The sequence below is a fragment of the Paenibacillus sp. FSL R5-0623 genome (assembly GCF_037974265.1).
GTDB lineage: Bacteria > Bacillota > Bacilli > Paenibacillales > Paenibacillaceae > Paenibacillus.
In genome coordinates this window covers 1417511-1442902 of record NZ_CP150233.1, presented here as the reverse complement: position 1 = coordinate 1442902, position 25392 = coordinate 1417511, and the positions used below count along the sequence as shown (strand labels likewise).

General features: G+C 46.3%; 22 protein-coding genes. 1 reads left to right on the top strand and 21 read right to left on the bottom strand.

All coding sequences use genetic code 11. The features are described from left to right. Positions 1–3: 3 nt before the first annotated feature. The 19 genes from MKY92_RS06440 to MKY92_RS06350 form a co-directional block, all read right to left on the bottom strand. The gene (locus MKY92_RS06440) at positions 4–2163 is read right to left on the bottom strand and encodes a hypothetical protein (protein ID WP_339299765.1); all 2160 of its coding nucleotides are present in this window, start codon (positions 2161–2163) and stop codon (positions 4–6) included. Positions 2164–2184: 21 nt separating this feature from the next. Beyond that, positions 2185–3105, bottom strand: coding sequence for an LCP family protein (locus MKY92_RS06435; protein WP_221819122.1), 921 nt, complete (start codon positions 3103–3105; stop codon positions 2185–2187). A gap of 13 nt (positions 3106–3118) precedes the next feature. Continuing rightward, complete coding sequence (locus tag MKY92_RS06430; RefSeq protein WP_339299763.1) at positions 3119–4450, bottom strand: UDP-glucose/GDP-mannose dehydrogenase family protein; 1332 nt, start codon at positions 4448–4450, stop codon at positions 3119–3121. A 32-nt stretch (positions 4451–4482) separates the two neighbouring features. Beyond that, a complete protein-coding gene (locus tag MKY92_RS06425) occupies positions 4483–5865 on the bottom strand; it encodes a sugar phosphate nucleotidyltransferase (RefSeq protein WP_339299762.1) in 1383 nt (460 codons plus the stop codon). Beyond that, positions 5862–6890 carry a polysaccharide pyruvyl transferase family protein gene (locus MKY92_RS06420; RefSeq protein WP_339299760.1) on the bottom strand — a complete coding sequence of 343 codons (1029 nt, stop codon included), beginning with the start codon at positions 6888–6890 and terminating at the stop codon, positions 5862–5864. The genes MKY92_RS06425 and MKY92_RS06420 overlap by 4 nt, the downstream gene beginning before the upstream one ends. Next, the gene (locus MKY92_RS06415) at positions 6877–8253 is read right to left on the bottom strand and encodes an oligosaccharide flippase family protein (protein ID WP_036668918.1); all 1377 of its coding nucleotides are present in this window, start codon (positions 8251–8253) and stop codon (positions 6877–6879) included. The genes MKY92_RS06420 and MKY92_RS06415 overlap by 14 nt, the downstream gene beginning before the upstream one ends. A gap of 8 nt (positions 8254–8261) precedes the next feature. Further along, positions 8262–9167, bottom strand: a complete 906-nt coding sequence (locus MKY92_RS06410) for a glycosyltransferase (RefSeq protein WP_307414603.1) — start codon at positions 9165–9167, stop codon at positions 8262–8264. 42 nt (positions 9168–9209) lie between these two features. Further along, a complete protein-coding gene (locus tag MKY92_RS06405) occupies positions 9210–10232 on the bottom strand; it encodes a glycosyltransferase (protein WP_339299758.1) in 1023 nt (340 codons plus the stop codon). Between the two features lie 11 nt (positions 10233–10243). Next, positions 10244–11188: a glycosyltransferase family 2 protein gene (locus MKY92_RS06400; protein ID WP_339299756.1), complete on the bottom strand. Its 945-nt coding sequence runs from the start codon at positions 11186–11188 to the stop codon at positions 10244–10246. Positions 11189–11209: 21 nt separating this feature from the next. Then, positions 11210–12277, bottom strand: coding sequence for a glycosyltransferase family 4 protein (locus MKY92_RS06395; RefSeq protein ID WP_339299754.1), 1068 nt, complete (start codon positions 12275–12277; stop codon positions 11210–11212). Between the two features lie 37 nt (positions 12278–12314). Beyond that, the gene (gene pssE, locus MKY92_RS06390; RefSeq protein WP_339299752.1) at positions 12315–12794 is read right to left on the bottom strand and encodes a PssE/Cps14G family polysaccharide biosynthesis glycosyltransferase; all 480 of its coding nucleotides are present in this window, start codon (positions 12792–12794) and stop codon (positions 12315–12317) included. Next, positions 12791–13249 (bottom strand): PssD/Cps14F family polysaccharide biosynthesis glycosyltransferase, encoded by a 459-nt coding sequence (pssD, locus tag MKY92_RS06385; protein WP_036611329.1) that lies wholly within the window; start codon positions 13247–13249, stop codon positions 12791–12793. Before pssD ends, pssE begins: the two co-directional genes overlap by 4 nt. After that, positions 13246–14622, bottom strand: coding sequence for an O-antigen ligase family protein (locus MKY92_RS06380; protein WP_076209607.1), 1377 nt, complete (start codon positions 14620–14622; stop codon positions 13246–13248). The genes pssD and MKY92_RS06380 overlap by 4 nt, the downstream gene beginning before the upstream one ends. Positions 14623–14656: 34 nt before the next feature. Continuing rightward, entirely contained in the window at positions 14657–15316 is a 660-nt protein-coding gene (locus MKY92_RS06375) for a sugar transferase (protein ID WP_047844154.1), read from the bottom strand. 35 nt (positions 15317–15351) lie between these two features. Further along, positions 15352–16254 (bottom strand): UTP--glucose-1-phosphate uridylyltransferase GalU, encoded by a 903-nt coding sequence (gene galU / locus MKY92_RS06370; RefSeq protein ID WP_036611572.1) that lies wholly within the window; start codon positions 16252–16254, stop codon positions 15352–15354. 183 nt (positions 16255–16437) lie between these two features. Further along, entirely contained in the window at positions 16438–17115 is a 678-nt protein-coding gene (locus tag MKY92_RS06365; RefSeq protein ID WP_076209606.1) for a CpsD/CapB family tyrosine-protein kinase, read from the bottom strand. Further along, complete coding sequence (locus MKY92_RS06360; RefSeq protein WP_235193748.1) at positions 17096–17851, bottom strand: Wzz/FepE/Etk N-terminal domain-containing protein; 756 nt, start codon at positions 17849–17851, stop codon at positions 17096–17098. Before MKY92_RS06360 ends, MKY92_RS06365 begins: the two co-directional genes overlap by 20 nt. Before the next feature lie 32 nt (positions 17852–17883). Beyond that, the gene (locus MKY92_RS06355; protein ID WP_076209605.1) at positions 17884–18642 is read right to left on the bottom strand and encodes a CpsB/CapC family capsule biosynthesis tyrosine phosphatase; all 759 of its coding nucleotides are present in this window, start codon (positions 18640–18642) and stop codon (positions 17884–17886) included. A 155-nt stretch (positions 18643–18797) separates the two neighbouring features. Further along, on the bottom strand, positions 18798–19202 hold the full coding sequence (locus MKY92_RS06350) for a hypothetical protein (RefSeq protein WP_127551237.1): 405 nt from the start codon (positions 19200–19202) through the stop codon (positions 18798–18800). Between the two features lie 378 nt (positions 19203–19580). On the opposite strand from MKY92_RS06350, the gene MKY92_RS06345 reads away from it, so the two are divergent. Beyond that, positions 19581–19949 carry a helix-turn-helix transcriptional regulator gene (locus MKY92_RS06345; protein ID WP_017690127.1) on the top strand — a complete coding sequence of 123 codons (369 nt, stop codon included), beginning with the start codon at positions 19581–19583 and terminating at the stop codon, positions 19947–19949. A gap of 96 nt (positions 19950–20045) precedes the next feature. Here the strand turns inward: MKY92_RS06345 and MKY92_RS06340 are convergent, their stop codons facing one another. Both MKY92_RS06340 and gltB read right to left on the bottom strand, forming a co-directional pair. After that, positions 20046–20201, bottom strand: a complete 156-nt coding sequence (locus tag MKY92_RS06340) for a hypothetical protein (RefSeq protein WP_017690128.1) — start codon at positions 20199–20201, stop codon at positions 20046–20048. A 230-nt stretch (positions 20202–20431) separates the two neighbouring features. Continuing rightward, on the bottom strand, positions 20432–25030 hold the full coding sequence (gene gltB / locus MKY92_RS06335; protein WP_339299750.1) for a glutamate synthase large subunit: 4599 nt from the start codon (positions 25028–25030) through the stop codon (positions 20432–20434). Positions 25031–25392: the final 362 nt, after the last annotated feature.

Genomic DNA, 25392 nt, shown 5'->3' with positions numbered 1-25392 from the left:
TCTTTATTCTAATGAACCTACATACATTCCTCTGCCATTCGTACCTACATATACCTGACCATAGATTTGACGGTCTGCCGCCATAATTTGCGGTTCATTACCAAGCCCAATTCCAGCACCTAAAGGACCTATATTGTTCCAGGTTACCCCCATATCATCTGAACGGAAGAATCCATTCACATTATTTACGGTCCCATATACATAGACGGCTGGAACCAATTTGCCTGGCTGAGCCTTTCCAAAGGCAAATAATTTGGAATTCTGTACGCTCTGGATCTTGGAAAATGTATTTCCCGAGTTCGTCGATGCATATAATCCATCAGTTCCCAAACTTACCCATACGGCATTCGCCACACCAGGTGCAGCCTCGACTTTAATGGAGCTCGTATTGATATCCGTATTAACAGGAAGGCGAACCGCATTGGCTTTGGACCAGTTGGCACCTGCATCCGTTGAGCGATACAGATAACCAGCAGCATACATATAAAATTTATATCCATTGATGCGATCGGCAGCCAGTGGATGATTATAGGCGAAGACCATATTCCCCCCGATAGCCTGAAAAGGGGCACCGTTCATATTTTGCCAGGTTGCGCCACGATTCGTGCTTCTGACCGGATTACCGGTCTGGGGGTAATAAACAATTACATTCGGATTAATGGCCGAGTAGGCGACCCTCCCCAGCTTGGAGCCAGCCGGAACATTCATTGGAGTTACGGTAACTCCGTTATTGGAAGAGACAAATAATCGTGTGGTCGTACCATACCAGTCACTGCTTCCCAGAAATATCATGTAATTCGGATTTGCTTCATGATAGTCAATACTCACAATTTCTCGCATACCTGAGAGTGGGATTTTATTAATAGGAACATCGGTTACATTTTCATGTCTAAATCCGACCTGATCCGTTAAACCACTAAAGAATGAAACACCCTGAGGTGGTGTGGAGGCCGTGAGTGCGACGACTTCTTCATGTCCATCGGTGATAGCTTCCCAAGTACTCGCTGTACTACCAGTCAATCCATTGGTACCATTGATATTTTCGGTCTTGTACACGCCAAACCAGTCTGTAGCGTATACGGTGCCCGGATTATGCGGGTCAAACTTGATACTGGATGTTGCTGAGAAAAACATGTTGGGTGTCCACCAGGACGGTTTGGATACCAACGTTTTGCTCACTGTTGTCCAACTCAGCCCGCCATTAACGGAACGATACAGCGGAAGATTATCTCCGCCTGTTCGAACGGCTGCCAGGATGTGATTATCATTATTCGGATCAATCGTGATTCCATAATAAGATGAGTAACTGGAGCTGGGTGTTATATTCGTCCACTGCACACCATTGAACTTGTATACGCCCTGATTATCCGTGGTCACATACAACGTCCCGTTCTTCGCCACAGTCATACGTGCAGGATATTCGGGGCTTCTCCCGGTAAGTTGCCAGGTGGTCTGCCCATTGCTTCTTGGTGCTTTGCTATACACACCAATGCCGCGAACCCCCGCATACACAACTTGGCCTTGCTTCGTCACGGGATTCAATCCATATGCTACACTCCGAATCCCCTCACCGGACAGCCCGCTAGGTACATCCCATACCTTGCTCCACGTGGCTGCACCATCACTGGAAGTGTACAATCCATCATATCGTGTACCCACGTGCAGGTAATTGGAGTTCGTGGGATTAACCGCGATGTTCTCTCCCATGGCTCGATGGATATTTCCATTCGATTCATTCCGAAGATTGAGTCCGGTTCGATTCCAGGTTTCTCCTCGGTCTGTAGATTTCAAAATATCGCTCGGCCCTACATTCCCGTACTTACCTGCCGCGATATACACGACATTGGGGTTTTGCTGATCCAGCGCAATTCCATCCACGCCGTACAGATTGCTGTCCTCATCTCCAAAATGATCCAGTAGTGGAATCCAATCTCCTGAAGTTACATCCAGTCGGTAAGCTCCTCCAACGTCAGTTCGAGCGTAAACCAGATCAGGCTCAGTCGGATGAATGACCACCCCCGTAACGTACCCCCCACCACCAATAGGTATATTATTCCACTGATAGTTTTGAGCTGATTGAACATAATTTGTACTTGCCGGTATCATGAGCATATACATGAGTAGCACAATCAGGGACAATTTCATTAGTCTGGAGATACGCATCTGGTTCACCGCCCTATCCGATCATTTTGAATGTTCTTCAATCATCTGATGTATCCTGTCTCGTTCCGACTGTTCCACGATATAGTAGTACACTCCGTCTATTTTCTTGCCCGTGCCTTTAATCTCAACGGATTCAATATGATCCAGTACCGAACGATAATTGGAGAACATCTGCTTCATCTCATCAAAGGTAACGTCGGTTCTGACGTGAGCACTGACTTCGTCCAGCAACGTCTCCAGTTGCAGCACGTTGGATACCTGGACTGTATTCTTCAGCACTTGTTTAATGATCTCCCGCTGACGGTCATTCCGCCCGAGATCCCCCTTCGGATCATCATAACGCATCCGCGAAAATCCCAAAGCCGCTTCACCATCCAGATGAATCTTCCCTTGCTCGAACCGGTAACCCTCATAGTCAAATGCAAACGGGTTATTCACATTCACTCCACCCACCATGTCGATGACTTGTGCAAAGCCCTCCATATTCACTTTCATGTAGTAATGTATGGGAACGTCAAGCAATTGTTCCACCGTTTGCACAGACATGTTAACGCCCCCAAAAGCATATGCATGGTTGATCTTATCCTCCGTGCCGTGTCCAACAATATTTGTTCTGGTATCTCGGGGGATGTTAAACATAAGTGCGGATTGCTTCGCAGGATTAACACTTAATACAATCATGGTGTCGGAGCGCCCCCGATCATTGGAACGTTCATCCACACCCAGGATCAAAGCATTAAAAGGTTCTTCATTCTCCATGTCCACAGGGAAATCCCCCCCACCGCGCTGGTCGACAATAGATACCTGCTTGATGGGTTCCCGGGGTTCATACATTTGATCCGCCGCTGATTTAACATGCGAATACAGGTACACAGAATATCCAATCATAACAACTGCAACAAGGGAAATGGCACCTAATGTTATTTTGATCCCGCGTCTCATGTTATGGCCTCCGTTAGATGACTGCTGTTTTTCTACCATCGATATTGGTTAGACCTGGACGACCAACGGAGTAGTATTGGAAGGATGTATCTTTAATCTGATCTTCTCCGTAGATGTTTCTTCCATCAATCAGGATGGGTTGATTCATATGTGCTGCCAAATCAGTCAGATTAACCTCCATGAATTCTTTCCATTCCGTCAGAACGCAGAGTGCATCAGCACCTTCCGCCGCTTTCATGGCACGCTCTTCCCACGTAATGGATGGGGAATCCACCTCTTTGCGGAAGTTCTCGGTAGCGATGGGGTCATACGCCCGAATCACTGCCCCCTGCTCAAGCAAACGCTGAATGATCTCAATCGCCGGAGCATCCCGAACGTCATCGGTATCCGGTTTGAAAGCAAGCCCCCAGATGGCAATCTCCTTCCCTTCGAGTGAGCCCAGTGCGTCTTCCAGTTTACGAATGACGTTGAAGCGTTGATCTTTGTTCACTTCCACCACGGACTTCAGCAGTTTGAAGTCATAATCCACATTACCTGCAATTTGAATCAGAGCCTGTGTATCCTTAGGGAAACAGGAACCTCCGTAACCAATGCCTGCCTTGAGAAAGGAGGCACCGATTCGTCTGTCATAGCCCATGCCTTCGGCAACGCGGCTGACATCTGCTCCTACTTTTTCACAGATGTTAGAGATTTCGTTGATAAATGAGATCTTGGTTGCCAGGAAAGCGTTGGATGCATATTTAATCATTTCGGCCGAGCGAATATCCGTAACAATAATCTGATCGGTTAATGGCTGATGCAGCTCTTTCAACGTGGCGACTGCCCGCTCACTATGTGTCCCAATGACTATCCGGTCAGGATAGAGCGTATCCTGTACAGCGGTACCTTCTCGCAAGAACTCCGGTACCGATGCCATGTCGAATGGATGATTCGTCAAACTGCTGATCCATTCCTGAATACGATCGTTCGTTCCGACAGGAACAGTGCTTTTAGTCATTATTATTTTATAATTATCCATATAAGAACCTATTTCTCGCGCGACAAGCTCAATAAAGCTCAGATTCGCTTCGCCATTCGGTAGGGATGGCGTTCCGACCGCGATAATGATGATATCCGAACGACTGATGGCATCCTGAATGTTGGTGGTGAAGGACAGCCTTCCTGCTTTCATATTGGCATTCATGATATCCTTCAGACCCGGTTCATAGATCGGAACATGACCGTCCAATAACATATTCACTTTTTCCACATTGTTGTCGACACAGATCACGTTATTTCCCAGTTCCGAAAAACATACGCCCGATACCAAACCCACATACCCTGTGCCAATCACCGTAATATTCATTCCATAATCTCCCCCATGTTCTAATGTGTTGGTTACGCGTGGTTCACATATGTCTGAACAATGTCCTGCCATTCGGTAGACACTCTAACGATATCTTCCTCAATCAGCTGGCTGCCGATCTGTACTTCAATGATCTCCAGTTCCGTAAAGGCTCTGACGGAATGAAGCATACTCCGGTCAATGACCACCGTATCTCCCTGCCCGATCATTCGGCGCTGTCCATCCAGAATCAATTCCCCTGTTCCCGATACAACCGTCCATACCTCATTGCGAAGCAGATGGTATTGATAACTCAGGTTTTTCCCGGCACTGATGCAGATTCGTTTGGTGAGAACCTCGCCGCCAGCTTCGTTTCTTGTGTAATCCAGAACCCGGTAGCAACCCCACCTACGCTCCTCATACATGGGGCGTTGATCCTCATTCTTCAAGATTTCCTTGATACGTGGGCTCGCTTCTTTGTCACTGACCAGAATGCCATCCGGACTCACGGCGACCACCACATCCGACAATCCCAATATGGCAACCGGGATGTTCAATTCATTGATCAGGTGGGTATTCAGGGAATCTCCCGTAATCCACCCTTTTCCTACAACTGAGCTTCCCATCTCTTCCGTGAGTGTGTTCCACGTGCCTAGATCTTTCCAGAAACCGTTATACGGAATGGCAATAATCTGATTTGCCTTCTCGACAACCTGGTAATCAAAGCTGATCTTGTTCAATCTTCCGTATTGCTTCAGCATCTCGTCATACTGGATCGGCAATTCCATCTCAATGAGCAGATTAATCAAATAACCCAGCTTAAAGGCAAAAACCCCGCAATTCCATAATGCGGCCTGCTCAATCATGAGGACCGCATCGGATTCGCAGGGTTTCTCCTGGAACTTCGCTACATTCACGTATTCATTGTTATTTTCATTGGAAGATAAGGGCTGCGGAATGATATATCCGTACTTCTCTGACGGGTGCGTCGGCACAACCCCCATCAAGGCCAGATCAGCACCAGACTTATCAAGTATTTCCGGCAAGGTTGCCAGCACTTCGAAGAACTCTTTTTCAACAAAGGGATCTACAGGCAACACTGCAATCGTCTCATTCAGACTCACACTCTCTACGGAATACAGATAGGAGGCTGCCAGCGCAATGGCAGGGAACGTATCTCTGCGCTCAGGCTCCACAACCAGTCTCACATCGTCTCCCAGCTGAGAAGTCAGAATCTCCACCTGTGGCAAACTTGTCGCGATAAGCGCCTCTGATGCAAGTCCGGCATGATTCAGCTGTCGCCATACCCGCTGTACCATGGATTCCGGATTTCCCTCTGGCCCATGAAGAACTTTAAGAAATTGCTTGGATCTGGAATCGTTGGATAACGGCCAGAGACGCTTACCAGAACCGCCGGATAACAGAATGCTTCTCATAGGGCTGCACCATCCGACAACACAACCGTACTTGCTCCCTTGCCGGTCTCGGTTGGCTTGTTATATGTGCTGGTCTGATTGGATTCCAGTCTGCCTGCCGGATTGCTCTTGGTCCAAGCTGCATAATAATTCGAGTTCTTGCCGTATGAATTATCCAGCAGGATGTTCGGTTGATCCAGGAGACAGGCCAGAATATGTCCATGCAGACGGGATGTCGTGATGGTTTGGTATTGATTGAATTCCTTAATGGCCGTATGTACCATCCGATCAGAGTATTTGTACCACAACCAGCGGGCAAAAGAGCTGCCTTTCCCTGACTTTAACCGGGATGTAATCATGCGAATGATCTTCCGGTCTACCCGGTTGTACAATGTCTCCCAGTCTTTAAACTTGGCCTTAGGTCCACTGACGGATTCGTAATGCATCTGATTCTGAGTTTTCTCAATGTCTTTCCGGAAGAAATACAACATCTCTTCGGTAGGCTTGCTCTTGGACTTAAGAGGCCACAACTGATGCGCCATATCCGGAGATAGATACACATTGGTTTGTTGAAATTCTTTACTGGCTATCTCATAAGATAAGGTGTCCCGGACAAAAAAGTGTACATCCTTATGACGATTGAATACTTGGGCTGTCTTTTTCAATTCAATATCACTCTTATAAAACATCGTCTGTGGCAGAATGACAATCCGGTGATTCGGATGCTGGGCAATCATTCGTTCTCTCAATTTCTGATGGGCAGGGTACAGATCACCAAAGTTACCTCCCCCGTGCAACACAATCGTGATACCTTCCGGTACCTTGAGGGATAAAGGGCAATCCAGAATGCTGTATCTGGCACGTACATGAATATCATTGTCCCGGAAGAAAGCCTCAGTACCTTTCATAATCAACAAGTCTCCACCGTTGCTATGCACCGGGTAGTCCAAATAATAGATTTCGGTACGCGGTGGAATAACCTTCAAAATCTGACGTAAATGTCCCTTCAACTCTTCCATTGGATGAATATTGTTAGTGCCCAGCATCTCCATCTCCTCCTTGGGTAACTCTTCTTCTTTTTTTATTTAACCGTTCATAGAGAAACGTTAGATCTTCCTTGTCATAGAACATAGCGGCAAACTTCACCTTAAATACAATCTTCATCGCGGCCACAGTAACCACCATTCGTACAATGGACCCGATCAATAAGGCAATTGCAATTCCGTTGAGCCCCCACAGCGGGGTGAATACAAAGAACAAAGCCACCGTTACCGAGAGTGCAATGAGCTGTCTTATCATCACAAGCCCTGGCCGACCCAGTGCATTAAATGCGGATGCCAGAATCCAGGAGCCACCACCAATGATGCATTCCACAGCCAAAATATAAAACGCAACGCTCGCTTCCAAAAATTCGGAGCCAAACAGAAGACCCATCAGGTAGTTCCCCACAAACATAGTGGGTATTACAATGATCATCATAACCATGAGCGAGATGCGGAAAGCTCTGCCGACCGTTCGAATAATCTGCTCTTGGGGCAATCCGGTCACTTTTGGAAAAACAACATTGCTAATCGCCGTCTGAACCGCATTGTAGATTCGGGATAACGCAAATACGACGGAATACAGTCCAAAATCACGCGGGGTGAGCAAAGCCAAAATAATGATTTTATCAAATTGGGTATACAGCGTTCCTAACAATTCAACACCATACACCCTGCTGCCATAACCAAAAAGTTTCTTGGCCGAACTCTGGTCCACCCGATCCTTGAACCATCTCAGTCTTAATTCATTACGGTTCGCATAGATAGCCCACGCCACCACGGAGAAGCTGGTTACAAAATAGATCGCAGCCGCGAGCTGAATGCTCAGCATGCCCAGGCCCCATAACACAAAAAGCCCGCCTACATTAAACAGGGGGATCATTAACCGGATACCATTATATACAGCGAATTTCTCCCGACTCTGCGAGAGCGCTGATATGAGATTGATGACAATAAGTACAGGAACGGTAGCAATCGTATACCATCTGGATATCTGCACGACCTCCGGCGGAAAGCTGGAGAGCCAGAAAGGCAATCCAAACCAGGCCACAATACCAATGATGATGCACACCGGAACTTGAAAAAGAAAACTTAACCGAACATACTGCGCACTCTTCTCGGTTGCGCTCTGTTTGATGTTATAAATGATAGAAGTGGGTAGTCCAAATCCGACCAATCCGGTTAAGAGCGCAGGCCAGAACAGGATGGCCGAGAATGCGCCCTTTCCCTCTACCCCGAACATGCGTGACGTCAAAATGGAAGACAACATCGTCAGTGTCATGACCAGCAGATTGGTTCCACTTGTCTGAAATATGGCACTCATTAAGCCGTTTCCTCTGAATACTTTGCGAAGTGCAACTTGCGCCATAGCGATCCTCATCCCTTACTGTTTTGACGAAGCGACCCAACAATCATGCCGTTTCGGTAACATACTTTGGCAAGCTGTCGTGTGAACCGATCTGCATTATAAATGTAGATCAGTGAGGTTGTGATCCCCTGCGCAAGCTTGATGCCATGTTTGGCCGTACGCACAACACCACGATCCTGATCACGAATGGCATCACTCACACCCTGCCAATAGATTCGGCGTAGAAACCAGTTCTTTGTCGTTCGCTCTTTGGCTACTTTATGTTGTACCGCGCCATACGGCGTGTAATATACCTTGAACTTTGTCCGTATTCTTGCAATCAACTCACTCTCTTCACTGGAGAGGAGATTGTTACCCACTCTTCCAAGATCTTCACGGAAGGGAGCCAGTTGATCAAAGACGGATAAACGAAAAGCCACATTGGCGCCAAATGGAATATAAGGACTTTTCATCTCAGTGACTTCATCTGCAAAATCCAGAATGGTGAACAGCGACCTGTTCTCCGGTGGAATCCACATTGGCTCAGGTACTTCCCAGATCGGATCAATCTTGCCACCGACACAACCGATATTTTCATTCATCTCAAACACACTAACGATCTGGTGAATCCAATCCCTGCAAGCAAAGGCATCATCGTCAAGGAACAGGATATACTCGCCGCGCGCCTCGTGAATGGCCCGGTTACGGGCTACAGACAAGCCTTGCTTTTCTTCCAACACATACCGGATCGAATGGTTCTCATGCTGCAGAATGGTTTGGAGCACGATTTCCCGGGTGTTGTCTTTCGAATTGTTATCAATGAGTATGATCTCATAGTCGCTGCTTGCGTAATTCTGTTGTATCGCACTTCGTATAGCCTCTACCGCATCCTGTGCACGGTTATACGTACAGATCGCGACGGTTACTTTCATCATTTCATCCCCATATTTTTCAATTAGGTCCACCGTTCATCTGCACTAACTGGAGTACAGGGTAAGTGTCCTTTGGGCAATCACTGGCCAATCCAGCCGCTCCAACGCTTTGACAAAACCACTGCCTTCCTGAAACTCCGATTGTTTTAACCGGATCATATTCATTGCCTTGAGCAATCCATCCGGATCGGAAGGTTCGTAGAGCACGGCACAATCTTCGGGCAGGTATTCCTCCAACAAGCCAATCCGTGGTGCCACCACCGGTTTACAGAAGGTCAATGCCAGAATTGCACTGCCTGAAGTCGCAATTTGCTTGTATGGAAGAATGATCGAATCGACTGCATCAAAATAGTCCGAATATTCATCATCTTCGATGAAATGAAAATGGGTATGAATATGTCCACTCTTGAGAAATTCATCTCCAAGGTCATAATCCTTTACCTTTTTGCCAGCAATCAACAGATGGGCTTGTTCGGAATCCAGATCCTTGAATGCCTCCAGCAAATCATCCACGCCCTTGTACGGCGACACCTGACCGAAGAACGCATACACATAACTCTCCTCCGGGATGCCAAACCGGGAGCGGATATTCACGCCTTTACCCTGATACACTCCCTTGTAATGTCCATGCGGAATAACCTCGATCCGGCTGGAATCAATCCCAAACGTCGAACAGATCTCCGAGATCAAGGGTTTACCCATGACAATCAGCTTGGAGCAATTTTGGACCAGTATTTTTCTCATCCAATAATCAAACCGCGTCTTGCCACTGTTGTGAGGCCAGATGTTATGCACCGTCCAGAACAATTTGGCCCCGCGCAAGCGTGCAAAACAAATCATCAATACATACAGAATGGACTTGATCACTGTTGTCAGCACGGAAGAACCTCTGTAATAGAAGCTAGGCCAATGAAAATGCAGCACATCATTTTTTTTCAGTTTGAGTAGATCTCTTTTGGTAAACTGTTTCACTTCCCACCCCTTGTTCTCAATGGAATCGGATAACAGCTCATTGAATTTATTGTTCTCAATCATCTTGGGCAGCATATACACCGTCGGATTTTCCATCCAGACACCTCTTACTTTAGTTTCATTCGCACAGGTTCCTCTGTATACGTTCCAACTGCGCGCCTTGCATGAAATCTCATTAGAAATCCTTGCATCATGATTTTGGTATTACGCTTGAGCAGCACCCAATCTTTCCACCAAGGATACAGCGATAATGCTTTTTTCAAATAAACGTTATTACGAAGTGTATTTCTCGACCATTCGAGCATTCGATAATGGTGTAACTGACGGCGCTTCTGTTCCTTGGACATATCATTGTAGTATTTCAAAATAATCTTGCGTTGGCCCTTGTACTTGGCCGTTGTAGAGGTTGAAATTCGTGGACCACTATGGATGTTGATATCCACCAGCGGTTCTTTCACATTCACGGCGATGTAGCCTCGTTTCAATATCCGCAGATAAAAGTCATAATCCTGAGCGGATGTCAGATTTTCATCGAATCGAACTTCACGGGCCAGTGAGGTAAGTACCATGATTTTGGACGTTTCCCCAATCCAGTTGAATGTAAGCAGATCCTCATACCGAATAACATCACGAGGTTCCACCGACAATTTCCGTTTGACCACCTGATGCTGCTCATTCGTGTATGCGAGATACTTGCTGCAGAAGGTGAATGATTCCTGTGTTCGTTCCAGCACTTCCGCCTGGGTTTTTATTTTGTCAGGCATCCATTCATCATCATCATCCAGGAAGGCAGTGTACTTGCCATTGGCTTGGGATATCCCTACATTCCGTGCATGGTTGGCTCCTTTGGGATACGGAACACGGATGTACCGAATCCGTGAATCTTCCCGGGCCCAAGCCTGACAGATCTCTGGCGTCTGATCTTCTGAACCATCATCCACAATGAAAATCTCCAGATACGGATGTGTTTGCTCCCGTACACTTCTCAACGCATTTTTCAATAACTCGGCCCGGTTATGGGTCGTAATGATGCAAGATACCAAGGGGTTCATTTCATCACCTTTTCCTGTTCACTAGGATACCTTCACTTGAAGGGCATCATATATTCCTGACAATCTGCCTACGAGAAGATTCATATCGAATTTATCCGATATAATCTCTCTGTTATGTGAACCCATTCTTGCTCTAACCTCTTCATTCGTGATGAGATATTCCAGCGCTGATGTCAGCCCGTGCACATCTCCCGGCTCGATTAACAGCCCATTATGACCGGATGTAATCACTTCGGGGATGCCTCCGACGGTGGTCGATATAATGGGCAAGCCACAATTCATTGCTTCAAGTATGGCCATAGGTAATCCCTCATGATAAGAAGGCAGGACCAGTAGATCCGCTTCCCGCATCAGCTTTTCCTTTTGCTCTCCGTTAATCCAGCCGAGTACATTGACACGATCCTCTATTCCATACTGCTGCACGATTGCTTTGACTTCTTCGACTTCGCCATCCCCTGCCAGATTAAAGGTAGCTGTAACGCCTAGCGCCTTTAATTGCTGAATGGACTGAAGCAGATCATAGACTCCTTTTCGCTCACCGAGTCTGCCCATGAAAAGAGCATTAACGGCTGTTTGTTGTTCTCTCACAAACGGTTCTTTGACAAAGACCCCGTTATAAAGAACTTCAATCGCTGTCTCCGGCACAATCGTAGCAAAGTATTCTTTCCACGTCTGGGACAAGACAATCAACTTATCTGCCTGATTCAGAATGTAGTGACAATACTTACGCTGCAGAGCAAATTGATTGTAGAAATCATCAAAGCTGGCCGCATGAATATGCAGAATAACTGACTTTCGAAAAAGCTTTCGTGCGGTTAGCAGAAATATAGACTTCCGATAAAAGCTCCCGTTGTTCGCCATATGAATATGCACGATATCCGGCTTAAACGTATACAGCTTCATCCAGAATTGAATGAATCCCCGTATAAAAATAAGCAGCCGTGAGAACACGCTGCCCGTGATATACGTTTCGACCCGCTGCATGGCATACATTTCCGAGATGGAGGAATCCTCAATATTTTTGATGACACTCACAATTCCACCCATATCCTTCAAGGATGATCCAACAACCAATACTTTTGGTTTCATGATAGACTCCTTTTTTCATGGTTAATCTTCATACCTCTTACAGACTGTTCACATAATTTTTAATGGATGAGATCAGATCAGACTGTTTTCTCACATAAGGCTGGAACGTCAGCTCCTCTATGCACGGAACCAGTTTTTGCAATTCAGCCTGACTCTCCGCGACGGCCACATAGCCGTTATCCTGAAAAACCTTGGAGATTTCAAGCTGATGGTCATCCACATGCTCGCCCCATTCTTTCCGGCGTGGAATGACAATAACCGGCTTGCCACGTTCAAGACAATTTGTGATGGAACCCACACCCGCATGAGAAATAATGCATCTGCTGCGCTCCACATATTCATTCATCTCTTCCTGGGTAAGGAAAGGAATCACAGTGAAATTTCGGGGCTGAACCTCGGTATATCCGGATTGGGCAATAACCTCTTCTTCAATAATTCCTGCCTCAATCGCCTCATCAATAAGCTCAAACATCCGATTGAAGGGAAAACGCTGGGTTCCAACGATAGCAAATATCAAAATAAAGCCCCCCTGTATTTTGCATTGGGATAGCTATCCTGCAACGTTTCCCATTGGATGAAGAACTCATCCGAGATTTTGTACATCAATCTCCCGGTTGCGCTGGAGGAATAGATTTTGGCATAACTTTCGATATAAATCAGCTTGGCACCAAAGATTTTACCGATAAGGCAAAAAGGATAGGTAGCTCCTGCCCCTGTTGTAATGATCACCTTTGGACGCTCACGCAGATATAGAAAGAACGACTTGATAATATTAGCCACAAAGATTAGCAAGAACATCGCATTCTTCCGCTCTTGCTGCATTAAGAAGTATACTTTGCCCTGTGCCGAATCTACTTTTCTGCTTTTATTTTTCTCGGTAATCAGGAAATAATCATGTTCTTCAACCGCAGGAATAATTTTGGTTAATTCATCAAAATGACCGCCTGTAGAACTGATCAAACAGACCTTCATGTTCTAATCTCCTTTGAAAAGGATACGTCCTTGGCTCGCTGTATCTGTATATCCACTTCTGCTTCAGCCCCTAACTTGGAATGAACTCCATTTCCCGTAGCATATAACGCGTTCAGGAAGATACAGAATGGAGCAATCAGATGAACCGTGGACAGGGTATTGTCAAAAAAGGAATAGGTCAGAAAACCGATAATCATACCGGCAAAATACAACCGGATCATGCCGCCCAATCGGAAGTACACAGCCCGAAACACCAGCAGCAGCGATAAAAACAACAGGATGGCTCCAACTAAACCGCCATCGTAATAAAAACGAATGTATTCATTATGCGGAACAACGAATCCAGAAAAAATACTTCCATCATTCGCTACAAGTGTTGAGCCGAGTCCACGTCCAAATATCGGATACTCATTTGCTTTGCCAATAAAATAATTCCAGGCTACATCCCTTCCCGAAAGCCCTTTGCTCTCTGACCTCATCTCATAATTGTCCCACTGCGCAATCACCATATAGGCCACAGCGACAACAAATAGAATGAGAGGAATAATCGCACTGACTCTGCCTTTGATGAAGGCTTTTAGTTGATCAAAAAGGTAGACCAGAATAATCGGAATAAGCGCAATAAGCGGCCCCCTTGTTCCCGTCTGGACCAGAATGACCAGATGTGTCAAGGTAAGCATGTAATACAGAACAACCTGATGGCCTTGCTTGATCTGAATCAGACAGACGCAGATGGAGATAAAACACAACATGGCCAGATGCGCGGCGATGTTGGCACCCTGTAACCGGGTTACTCCCGACATCTCCAGGTTAGTAATGGACAATATGCCGGCGAGTTGCAGAATATAACCACCAGCAAGACTGAACAGCGGCAACCATGCGAGTACACGTATAATTCGTTGACTGATCTCTCTTGAGAAGTGGGGCATCAGCAACAAAAAAGGAACAATGACTCCCAGAAAAGCCTTGAATGGATCGAGCGGACTAACCTTATTGGGCAGATCCGATAGAAAATAACTCTCCACAAATAAAAAACCAATCGCCAGTGCAGGATATATCAACTCTTTGCGAATACCAAAGCGTAAAAAAAGAGAGACGACAAAACCCAGAATCGCCAGCTTGTAGAAGGACAGCGAATCCAGTCCTGCCAGATGAATGCTAAATATTTTATCAATGGACAATGAAAAACTGACGATGAGAATCATAAAAATCCAGCTGGGCTGTTTAATATAAACGCCCAGCAGAATCACAGCTATAAGAGCAACAACCGAGACTAGTGGAAGATAGATTGCTGCGAAGACAATTACCAGCGAAAAAAGAATGATATTAAACGACTTCATATTCAATGCAGCAAGTATACCGGTCTTTTGCATATCTACTATGCCACCTCAAAGCCAGAATCGTGTTTCAAAACGCATCCTTCGAACCTACCAGCACCTTGAACGTTCTGAAGATAATTTTGATATCCACCATCATGCTGCGCTCACGGGCATACGTCAGATCCAGCTCCACCATTTCTTCAAAACCAACACTATTTCGACCGCTGACTTGCCATAATCCCGTACATCCCGGGATCATCTGAAGACGTTGTCTGTCATAGGAAGTGTAGTTCTTCACTTCTCTGGGCAGAGCCGGTCTGGGTCCAACGAGACTCATCTCTCCTCTGAACACGTTCCACAACTGTGGCAACTCATCCAGACTGGTTTTCCGAATGAACTTGCCAATCCGGGTAATGCGGGGATCATTTTTCATTTTGAACATATTCCCGTTCACTTCATTCTGATCAATCAGCTGTTCCAGCAGATCTTCTGCATTCGCAACCATGGACCTGAATTTGTACATGTGGAACTCTTTTCCATTCTGTCCGACCCGTACCTGACGAAAAAAAACAGACCCCTGCGGGGCCTCGATTTTGATCAGTAATCCGATGACCGCAAACAAGGGGCACAAAATGATCAAACCTATGAAAGAACCCAGCAAATCGAGCATTCTTTTCATAAATAGATACACTTTATCCGCATTTTGTCCTGACATCGTTGATGCATTGTACCCCAGACTTGGGTCCATAACAATCTCCGCTTCCTTCGATTGGGGAGATGGACTCATTCAAACTCCCCCCCGGCTACATGTTCTACCGACTCTTTTTCCAGAATCTGTTGCAGAGCTTGCAGCATTGGAATTCTAAGTTCCTGCTTTTGCAGAGCGAAGTCGATGGTTGTCAAAATGAATCCCAGTTTCTCGCCCACGTCATAACGTACTCCCTCGAAATCGTAAGCATACACTCCTTGTGTCTCATTTAAGCGCTGAATCGCATCTGTTAATTGAATCTCTCCCCCTTGACCAATCTCTTGTTGCTCCAGATGTTCGAAAATCTCTGGACTCAGTACGTATCTCCCCATAATCGCCAGGTTGGAAGGCGCTGTGCCTTGGGCAGGTTTCTCTACGAACCTGAGAACCTCTGTCAAACGGCCATCCGATTGAAGCGGGTCTACAATGCCGTATCTGTCTGTTTGTTCAGCAAGTACGGTTTGTACGCCAACAATGGAATGTTGAACCTGATCATATTGATCAATCAATTGTTTGGTGCATGGAACTTCCGATACGACGATGTCATCTCCGAGCAACACGGCAAAAGGTTCGTCACCGATAAAGTTACGTGCACACCAGACAGCATGACCAAGTCCTTTGGCCTCTTTTTGTCTTATGTAGTGGATATCCACGTTAGAGGATTTGCGAACCTCTTCAAGCAGGCCCAGCTTCCCTTTTTCCAGCAAGTTATGTTCCAATTCAAAAGCGTTGTCGAAATGATCTTCAATTGCCCGCTTCCCTTTACCGGTTACGATGATGATGTCTTCGATTCCAGAGGCAATGGCTTCCTCAACGATATACTGTATGGTTGGTTTGTCCACAATAGGGAGCATTTCTTTGGGCATCGCTTTTGTGGCTGGCAAAAATCGTGTACCTAGTCCAGCTGCAGGAATGATTGCTTTTCTCACTTTTTTCATAAATACCACCCTATCCTCTTTTTTTAGTTTGATAAAAGTTGAACCAGGGCATCTAACCCGTCCTCACGTCATACCTTCGACGATTAACGTCTAAGGTTCATTGAACCCACAGCATGACCGAGTGCCTACAGTGATAAAGGTGCAGTAGACATTACCTGTTTACTTGGGAGCATTGAATGGAGGTTACTTCTCTCCGTAGCCCACCGGAACTGCAACGTTTTTGATATTGTTCAGAATTGCGCCCAGGATTCGTGCATTCACATGCTCCAGAGCAGCCTTGGTCTTCTTCACCAGTTCCTTCTTGACCTTGCCCGAGTTCACGACCAGCAGCACACCATCACACAGCGAACTCACAATGAGTGCATCCGTTACCGCGAGCACCGGCGGTGTATCAAACATGATGACATCATATTGATCCTCTAACTTCTCAATCAGCCTTTTCATCCGGTTGGAACCGATCATCTCGGAAGGATTCGGCGGAATTGGGCCAGAAGTGAATAATTGGAGATTGTCGATGTAGCTCTCTCTAAGCACTTCTTCCACACTGTACTGATTAGACAGCACACTACTCAGACCGATATGATTCGGTACGGAAAACACCTGGTGCAAGGAAGGATTACGCAGATCCGCATCGATCAGCAGAACTTTTTTGCCTTCCTGGGCATAGGTTACCGCCAGGTTGCTAATGGTTGTGGTCTTGCCTTCGCCGGATTCAGCGGAAGCTACCATGATTTTTTTGATATGACTGTCGATTGAGGAGAACTGGATGTTCGTCCGTAATTTACGGTATCCCTCCGAGATTTGAGATTTGGAGTTGAAATAGGTCACCAGACTGTTATTTTCATTGGTTAGCCGCGACATATTTGCCATCCCCCACTTTCTGTTGAGATACGTAATTTTTCGTATTTTTTAGATCATCTTTTTTCATTTTGGATATCACTGTAAGCACAGGCAGGCCCAGCTCTTTTTCAAGTTCAGTTTCGGATTTGAATGTGTCATCCAGATAATCCATCAGGAATACGAGTGCAATCGCGAGCACAAGACCTGCGAACAGACTGACAATGATGCTTAATGTGGTTTTCATATTGATTGGAGATGCGTTACTATCCACTTTTGCTTCACTGAGGATAGCCACATTATCGATTTTCATGATCAGGGGGATTTGAGATTGGAACACGTTGGAGATGGCATTGACCGTTTTTGCGGCTTTTTCGTAGGTAGTCCCTTGTACAGTTATGCTCATCACTTGGGATTCGCTGGCTGTAGAGACGGAGGTGCTATTCATGAGCTGAGCAGAGGTTAAGCCCAGGTCTGGATACGTGGTAGCGACTTTATCCATAATGGCGGAAGATTTAATAATTTCTCTGTAAGAGTTAATGAGTTTGATATTGGTTTGAATCATGCTGAAGTCCATCATCGCTTGGCCTTGAACGTTAGAGGTCTGGTTCACGATCAATTTGGAACTTGCCTCATAGATGGGCTGTGTGAAGAAAATGCTTTTGACCCCTGCACCCACACCGGCTATCAAAGCAATTGCAACAATCAACCACAGTTTCTTTTGTAAGAGTCGAAAATATCCTTTCAGTTCCACTTTCATTCCTCCTATACGTTGTGATCTATCCTATGTAACTACCAGATGGACAGTAGCCATTTGCGAGGTTTCCAGCGTTCTGTAACCAGACACGAATTCGATAGAATGTGCGACGCATTCTCTGCCAGCCTCTTAACGGCTTCAGCTCCAAATCGACGCTCGATGACCCGCTCTCCTTCACTTATGGCAAATGTCCTTGTGCACGTATCATGTGCATCTGATGAAATGAAATGAAACCCGTTTTCTTTGCAAAAATGAAAACACCACTGCCGAACTTTCCGTCCGAAAAGCCCAGTGAAAGATTGAGCTGTGAGCTGACATAGTCCGCCTTGACTCAAGTAATCAGCCAACAACTTTGGCTTCTTCAAAATGACACGATTGCGTTCCGGATGAGCAATAATAGGGGTAATTCCCGCTATTCGTAATTCATGCAGTATCCTGGGGAACTGTGAGGGAATATGACCAAAGGGAAGTTCCAACAACATATAACGACTTCCGGCGAGTGTGCAGCACTTTCCTGCATATAAGTCTCCAATCAGGTTGTCATGCACCCTGATCTCCTGTCCGGGACGGATCTCCAGGCGAATGTTGCGATTGCGAAGTTCTGCGTGAAGCAGGTTCACGGCCTGATTGACCACCATCGGTTCATTGTTGTATTGCCCGTTCAGGTGATGCGGAGTAGCAATAATGGAGGTAATTCCTGAGGCTGCCGCCTTCTCAGCCATTGCAACGGACTGCTCCATTCGAACAGGACCATCATCTAGGCCGGATAATATGTGGCAGTGCATTTCAACCATATCCAAACTTCCTGAAATAGTATGAGCCCCCTCGCCCCTTTATTCATTGCGCAAATGCTTTTGGTGTTAAAGAACTAATGCATAACGCTATGAAATATAGTAAAATGGCGTTAAGTACATGTTTTGTTCAGAAAATGTTAAGAATCGACTTGGAATTATATGGTGAAATCAATGTAATGATAGGGTTCCTGCAGAGCCTTTTGTTCTGTTGCCTTTTCATACTGAAAACGGGAAACCGCGGGAAACTGAACTTCAGTAAGCATTGTGTTTAACTGTCCAGTTATATATAGTTTCTGTTCGTGCTGAATATGCAAGTTCGAATGATACATTGTGAGCTCACCGAAGGGCTGTTTCCATTGCAACCTTGCGTGAAGTCGTACACATACATGTTGATCTTCAACATCCAAACCTATGAGCATTTCTGATGATACCGGCAAGTTCAGGTCGCTCAGGAAGGTGATTGCTTGCGTGTCCATTCCAAGTAACAGAACAGGGCGTCTTTTGCGGTCTACCATTTTCCCATGAAACTCCTGAATGTACATATGGACATTTAATTTCATATCAGCCCATTCCTGAATTATTGAATACATGGTTTCATTCCTTTAGAATGGATTAGCCTACATGGACTGCCTCTACTTCCTTCTCACAGGTATATGGTCCAGGCAACCAGGAGATACTTAAAATATCCCAAATGATACATTTTGTAACTCCATACGTCCAATTTACGATACAATACGTATCATGTCAAGCGGTATTTGGACATGGTTCTTTTGATTTACGACAATTTGAGATGTCCTTAGACAGACCTATTTACAAATGGAAATGGGTTAAAGGAAACACATGCGGAGTTACTCTTTTGCAGGAAAGCTGCCCTGATCAAACACTTGGCTCAGGATTGTTTCAATATATATTTGATGTCGTTCAGGGGGAAATAGCTTATGAGCTACGGAAATCGCATTGCTGAATTACGGGAACAGCGGGGACTTACTCAAGAAGAACTTGCGAGCTCCATTCATATTACCAGAGCTGCTCTCTCCCACTACGAGAAGAACCGTCGCAAACCGGATTTCGAAGTGTTAACGAGACTTGCTGACATCTTTGAGGTGTCTATTGATTATCTTATAGGACGTACAAAGCAAAGTGATGTCGTGATGGATGAGGACGTACGTGAATTCGTGGATACCTTGGAGTTGTCGGATAAGGAAGTGTTGGAACGCTTCGATCTGATGATTGATGGGAAGTCCTTAACAGAAGAAGAGGCACGTCGTTTTATTGCGTTTGTCCGAATGGAACGCAGCATGGACTAAACCCGAAAGAGGACCCAGTTCCCGAGAGATAACCTCTCTGGCTTCTGGGCTTTTTTTGTGTCTTAATTCCCTTTCATTCCATGCTTGTCTATTGTGTCAAGGACGCTTGTTGTTGACGGAGGATACGAAATGGTTCCAACGCTCCGGGTCGATTCCGCATTGCAGTAAAACCTTCATGATGTCCATCTGGGTTGCTTCGACTTGTTTACCTGTCGGCCTACGATCGTCCCTGTTTGGATGCTTCATATTCATTCCGCTAACCTCTCTTATCTTTATACTTTCCCTGCCCTCCAAAACTAGCCTTATTATACTTGAGAATGTTCCTCGATGTTGTCGTCTCATGGCGATAACGTTTTTTGAAGGGGTTCTAATTTTGTCGAAAGCAAAATAGGAGCAATATGATGCCGGAATGGCAACCATATTGCTCCTATTATTCTTAATACAACCTGTTCATGCACTTCCACCTTGGAACAAGGAAGTTATTAACCTCCAGCACGTGCAAGTTCACGCATATTCGCTTCAAACGCTGCAAGCAGCGCTGCTTCTCCAGTCAAACCTGTTGCCTGAATCCGTTCGATCTGTTCTGTCATACGCTTGAAGTCCTTCGGAATAACCCGAACGAACTGATTCAGCGCATCTTGCCAGTTATCCAGAACACGCTGACCGACAGCACTTCCTGTATTGGCAACATGACGTTGAATCATGCCTCGCAGATCTGCACTTTCGGCCACATCTTCGATACGCTCCAAAAGAACCATTTCCAGATTACAACGTTTCAGGAATGTACCTTCCGGATCATACACATAGGCAATACCTCCGGACATCCCTGCTGCAAAGTTACGACCTGTATCGCCCAGTACAACGACACGTCCACCTGTCATATACTCACAACCATGGTCGCCTACACCTTCAACGACTACTTTGGCGCCCGAGTTACGTACAGCAAATCGCTCACCCGCAATACCACGGATGTACGCTTCACCGCTTGTTGCTCCGTAGAGAGCCGTGTTACCGATAATGATGTTATCTTCCGCCTCAAATGTTGCTTTCGGGGAAGGCATCACGATCAGTTTACCTCCGGACAATCCCTTACCAACGTAGTCATTGGAATCCCCTTCAACAGTCAAGGTCATACCTTTAGGTACAAAGGCCCCAAAGCTTTGTCCGGCAGAGCCGATAAATTTGAATTTAACCGTATCTTCAGGCAATCCTGCGAGACCATATTTGCGTGTGATCTCACTACCCAAAATGGTACCTACTGCACGGTTAACGTTTGTAATTGGAAGTACCGCTTCAACCGGTTGACCGGATTCAATAGCAGACTGTGCCAGTGGCAACAATTGTTGCATATCCAGCGTTTCTTCCAACTGGTGATTCTGATGCTGTGTGCGGTAACGTGCAGAGCCTTCCGGCATTTCAGGCACGTGCAGCAATACAGACAGATCCACACCTTTTTTCTTCCAGTGATCTACGGCTTCTACCGTTTCGAGGCAATCTGTACGTCCGACCATCTCCTGAATCGTACGGAAACCAAGATCAGCCATGATCTCACGCACATCTTCAGCAACAAATCGCATGAAGTTAACCACATGAGCCGGATCACCCATATAATTTTTACGCAATTCCGGATTCTGTGTCGCTACACCAACCGGACAGGTATCCATTTGACAGACACGCATCATGATACAGCCAAGTGCAACAAGCGGTGCTGTAGAGAAACCATACTCTTCTGCTCCAAGCAAGGCTGCAATCGCCAAGTCACGACCGTTAAGCATTTTGCCGTCTGTTTCGAGGACAACACGGTCACGCAGATTGTTCAGCATCAACGTTTGATGTGTCTCTGCAAGACCTAGTTCCCACGGCATACCTGCATGGCGAATCGAACCTTGTGGTGATGCACCTGTACCACCGTCATAACCGCTGACGAGGATAATATCGGCACGGCCTTTGGCTACACCAGCTGCAATGGTACCCACGCCCACTTCCGATACAAGCTTCACGTTAATCTCAGCACGCGGATTGGCATTTTTCAAGTCATAGATCAACTCTGCCAGATCTTCGATCGAGTAGATATCGTGATGCGGTGGTGGAGAGATCAGACCTACACCCGGTGTAGATCCACGGACTTCAGCAACCCAAGGATACACTTTACGTCCTGGCAGCTGTCCGCCTTCACCTGGTTTAGCTCCCTGAGCCATTTTAATCTGAATCTCATCGGCATTAACCAAGTAGTTGGATGTAACACCAAAACGTCCGGATGCTACCTGTTTAATCGCACTGCGACGGGAATCCCCGTTGCTATCTTTAATGAAGCGAGCCGGATCTTCTCCACCTTCACCGGTATTGGATTTACCTCCAACACGGTTCATAGCAATGGCAAGATCTTCATGCGCCTCTTTACTAATCGAACCAAAGGACATTGCACCTGTTTTGAAACGACGCATGATATCTTCTACGGATTCAACTTCCTCGAGTGGAATGGAAGCTCCCACCGGTTTCAGTTTCAGCATGGAGCGAATGGTCAACAGTTGATCATTCTCACCTTGTACAAGTTTGGAATATTTTTTATACAGCTTGTAATCCCCAGTGCGTACTGCATGTTGCAGGGTATGAATGGTTTGCGGATTGAACAGATGCTCTTCTCCGTCGTTACGCCATTGATAATCCCCACCGGAATCCAATACTTTATCATTACCGTCTTTTTCCGTAAAGGCACGGTTATGATGTGTCAACGCTTCGGCGGCCACTTCTTCCAACCCAATTCCACCGATACGGGAAGGTGTCCAGGTAAAGTAACGGTCAACGAAGTCTGATTTCAGACCTACCGCTTCGAAGATTTGAGCTCCACGATACGATTGAATCGTAGAAATCCCCATTTTGGACAACACTTTAGTAACGCCTTTGGTAGCTGCTTTAATGTAGTTTTTCACTGCTTTCTCATGCGAGATGCCACGCAGCAACCCTTGCTGAATCATGTCATCCAGCGTTTCAAAGGCCAGATAAGGGTTCACCGCACTTACACCGTAACCCAGCAGCAACGCGTAGTGGTGAATATCACGCGGTTCTGCCGATTCGAGCATAATGCTGACTTTGGTTCTGGTTCCCTGGCGAATCAGATGGTGATGCAGACCTGCTACAGCAAGCAATGCAGGAATGGCAGCATTCTCTGCGTCCACACCACGGTCAGACAGGATCAGAATGTTATGACCTTTGTCGATGACACGGTCTGCAGCTTCGAAGAGCAAATCCATCGCTTTGCGAAGTCCTTCTGCTCCTTCCGCAGCGGTGAAGAAGATTGGAATCGTCATGGAGCGGAAGCCTGGGCGACGCACATGGCGAATCTTCGCAAAGTCTTCATTGGATAATACCGGTGTATCCAGACGGATCTGGCGACAGCTCTCCGGTTCCGGGTTCAGCAAGTTACGCTCAGGACCAATGGTTGTTGCCGTAGACGTTACAATCTCTTCACGGATTGCATCGATTGGTGGATTGGTAACCTGGGCGAACATCTGTTTAAAGTAGTTGTACAGGCGCTGCGGACGATCCGACAGCACTGCCAGCGGTGCATCATAACCCATCGAACCCGTAGCTTCCATACCTGTTGTTGCCATGGGCTCCAGGATTTTACGCAGTTCTTCAAATGTATAACCATATGCCAGCTGAAGCTGGGTCACGTTATCATGTTTTGGATCAGGAAGTTCCGGCGCTTCCGGCAACTCGCTCAGATCCATCAAATGCTCATCAAGCCAATCCTGGTAGGGATTCTCGGCTGCAATGATTGCTTTTACTTCCTCATCCGCGATGATGCGGCCTTCTTGTGTATCCACAAGCAACATCCGACCTGGACGCAGACGATCCTTGTACAGGATCTCCTCCGGCGCGATATCCAGTACCCCAACTTCGGAGGAAAGGATAATACGGTCATCTTTGGTTACATAATAACGAGCTGGACGCAAACCGTTACGGTCAAGTGTTGCACCAATTTGCAAACCATCTGTGAAGGCCATTGCTGCTGGTCCATCCCAAGGCTCCATCATTGTGCTGTGATATTCATAAAATGCTTTTTTGGCAGGGTCCATGCCCTCATCTGTGCTCCATGGTTCAGGAACCATCATCATCGCCACGTGTGGCAGAGAACGGCCGCTCAGATACAGGAACTCCAGTGTGTTATCAAACATGGCTGTATCCGAACCGTCCGGATTGATGACTGGTTTCACTTTAGCAATGTCGTTACCAAACAACTCGCTCTCAAACAAGGACTGTCTAGCATGCATCCAGTTCACGTTACCACGCATCGTGTTGATCTCACCGTTGTGGATCATGAAGCGATACGGGTGGGCACGTTCCCAGCTTGGGAAGGTGTTTGTACTGAAACGGGAATGCACAAGTCCAATGGCCGATTCCACGAGTTCTTCCTGCAGATCCAGATAGAACCCGCCAACTTGTTCAGTTGTAAGCATGCCTTTATATACAATTTTGCGACAAGACATGCTCGGAAGGTAGAACGAACCACCTTCTGCTTCATCTGCCGAATAACGAATAGCCAGCTCAGCGCGTCTGCGAATAACATACAACTTACGCTCGAATCCAAGCTCATCCTTCACATCTGCGGATCTTCCAATGAACACCTGACGTACATAAGGTTTCGCTGCAAGCGCAGAACGGCCAAGCATTTCATCAAAAGTAGGAACATCCCGGAAACCCAGGAACGTCTGACCTTCTTCTTCAATAATCTTCTTAAGGCTCTCTTCATGCGCACTGCGAATGGCAGGGTCCTGGGAAAGGAACAACATACCTACGCCATAGAATCCCTGTTCAGGCAATGCAAAACCAAGGCGTTTCGCTTCCTCTGCAAAAAAGCGATGTGGAATCTGAATCAGGATACCTGCTCCGTCACCGGAATTCGGCTCACTTCCCTGTCCTCCACGGTGCTCCATGTTACTGAGCATGGTCAGTGCCTGACTAACGATATCGTGTGAAGGTACTCCTTTGATGTTGGCAACAAAACCCATTCCGCATGCGTCTTTTTCGAACTGCGGGTCATACAGACCCTGTTTTGGAGGTAATCCGATGTGTCTCATGGAACGCAACCTTTCTATAATGAAGTATTTCGGAAAGATCAAGAACATAGGCAACAGGCAACAATGAAACGGGAGGAGCTGGCCTTTCGCTTGCGATAGAGCCTGCTAGATAGAAGAGGTGACAGCATGAGACTGTCAAAAATAATGCCTGCTATTGGGCAGAAGCCATTAAATGAGATGAGCTGATCTGGACGATCCGGCAAACAGCATGTATAAATCAACACGCAGCCGCTGGCACGGCTACTGAAATGGAGCGACGTTTTTTTGATATAGTTCTATTATTTTAACACCGACCTAACATCAGCGCAATTTAAACTTTTTAATACCTCTGATAAGAAATGTTTTGCAGTACAGCTTTACAG

What these genes read in the sequence shown, in the direction of transcription:
- MKY92_RS06440 (WP_339299765.1), bottom strand. Translation starts at nt 2,163, where the DNA reads ATGCGTATCTCCAGACTAATGAAATTGTCCCTGATTGTGCTACTCATG.
- MKY92_RS06435 (WP_221819122.1), bottom strand. Translation starts at nt 3,105, where the DNA reads ATGAGACGCGGGATCAAAATAACATTAGGTGCCATTTCCCTTGTTGCA.
- MKY92_RS06430 (WP_339299763.1), bottom strand. Translation starts at nt 4,450, where the DNA reads ATGAATATTACGGTGATTGGCACAGGGTATGTGGGTTTGGTATCGGGC.
- MKY92_RS06425 (WP_339299762.1), bottom strand. Translation starts at nt 5,865, where the DNA reads ATGAGAAGCATTCTGTTATCCGGCGGTTCTGGTAAGCGTCTCTGGCCG.
- MKY92_RS06420 (WP_339299760.1), bottom strand. Translation starts at nt 6,890, where the DNA reads ATGCTGGGCACTAACAATATTCATCCAATGGAAGAGTTGAAGGGACAT.
- MKY92_RS06415 (WP_036668918.1), bottom strand. Translation starts at nt 8,253, where the DNA reads ATGGCGCAAGTTGCACTTCGCAAAGTATTCAGAGGAAACGGCTTAATG.
- MKY92_RS06410 (WP_307414603.1), bottom strand. Translation starts at nt 9,167, where the DNA reads ATGATGAAAGTAACCGTCGCGATCTGTACGTATAACCGTGCACAGGAT.
- MKY92_RS06405 (WP_339299758.1), bottom strand. Translation starts at nt 10,232, where the DNA reads ATGGAAAATCCGACGGTGTATATGCTGCCCAAGATGATTGAGAACAAT.
- MKY92_RS06400 (WP_339299756.1), bottom strand. Translation starts at nt 11,188, where the DNA reads ATGAACCCCTTGGTATCTTGCATCATTACGACCCATAACCGGGCCGAG.
- MKY92_RS06395 (WP_339299754.1), bottom strand. Translation starts at nt 12,277, where the DNA reads ATGAAACCAAAAGTATTGGTTGTTGGATCATCCTTGAAGGATATGGGT.
- pssD (WP_036611329.1), bottom strand. Translation starts at nt 13,249, where the DNA reads ATGAAGGTCTGTTTGATCAGTTCTACAGGCGGTCATTTTGATGAATTA.
- MKY92_RS06380 (WP_076209607.1), bottom strand. Translation starts at nt 14,622, where the DNA reads ATGCAAAAGACCGGTATACTTGCTGCATTGAATATGAAGTCGTTTAAT.
- MKY92_RS06375 (WP_047844154.1), bottom strand. Translation starts at nt 15,316, where the DNA reads ATGGACCCAAGTCTGGGGTACAATGCATCAACGATGTCAGGACAAAAT.
- galU (WP_036611572.1), bottom strand. Translation starts at nt 16,254, where the DNA reads ATGAAAAAAGTGAGAAAAGCAATCATTCCTGCAGCTGGACTAGGTACA.
- MKY92_RS06365 (WP_076209606.1), bottom strand. Translation starts at nt 17,115, where the DNA reads ATGTCGCGGCTAACCAATGAAAATAACAGTCTGGTGACCTATTTCAAC.
- MKY92_RS06360 (WP_235193748.1), bottom strand. Translation starts at nt 17,851, where the DNA reads ATGAAAGTGGAACTGAAAGGATATTTTCGACTCTTACAAAAGAAACTG.
- MKY92_RS06355 (WP_076209605.1), bottom strand. Translation starts at nt 18,642, where the DNA reads ATGGTTGAAATGCACTGCCACATATTATCCGGCCTAGATGATGGTCCT.
- MKY92_RS06350 (WP_127551237.1), bottom strand. Translation starts at nt 19,202, where the DNA reads ATGAAATTAAATGTCCATATGTACATTCAGGAGTTTCATGGGAAAATG.
- MKY92_RS06345 (WP_017690127.1), top strand. Translation starts at nt 19,581, where the DNA reads ATGAGCTACGGAAATCGCATTGCTGAATTACGGGAACAGCGGGGACTT.
- MKY92_RS06340 (WP_017690128.1), bottom strand. Translation starts at nt 20,201, where the DNA reads ATGAATATGAAGCATCCAAACAGGGACGATCGTAGGCCGACAGGTAAA.
- gltB (WP_339299750.1), bottom strand. Translation starts at nt 25,030, where the DNA reads ATGAGACACATCGGATTACCTCCAAAACAGGGTCTGTATGACCCGCAG.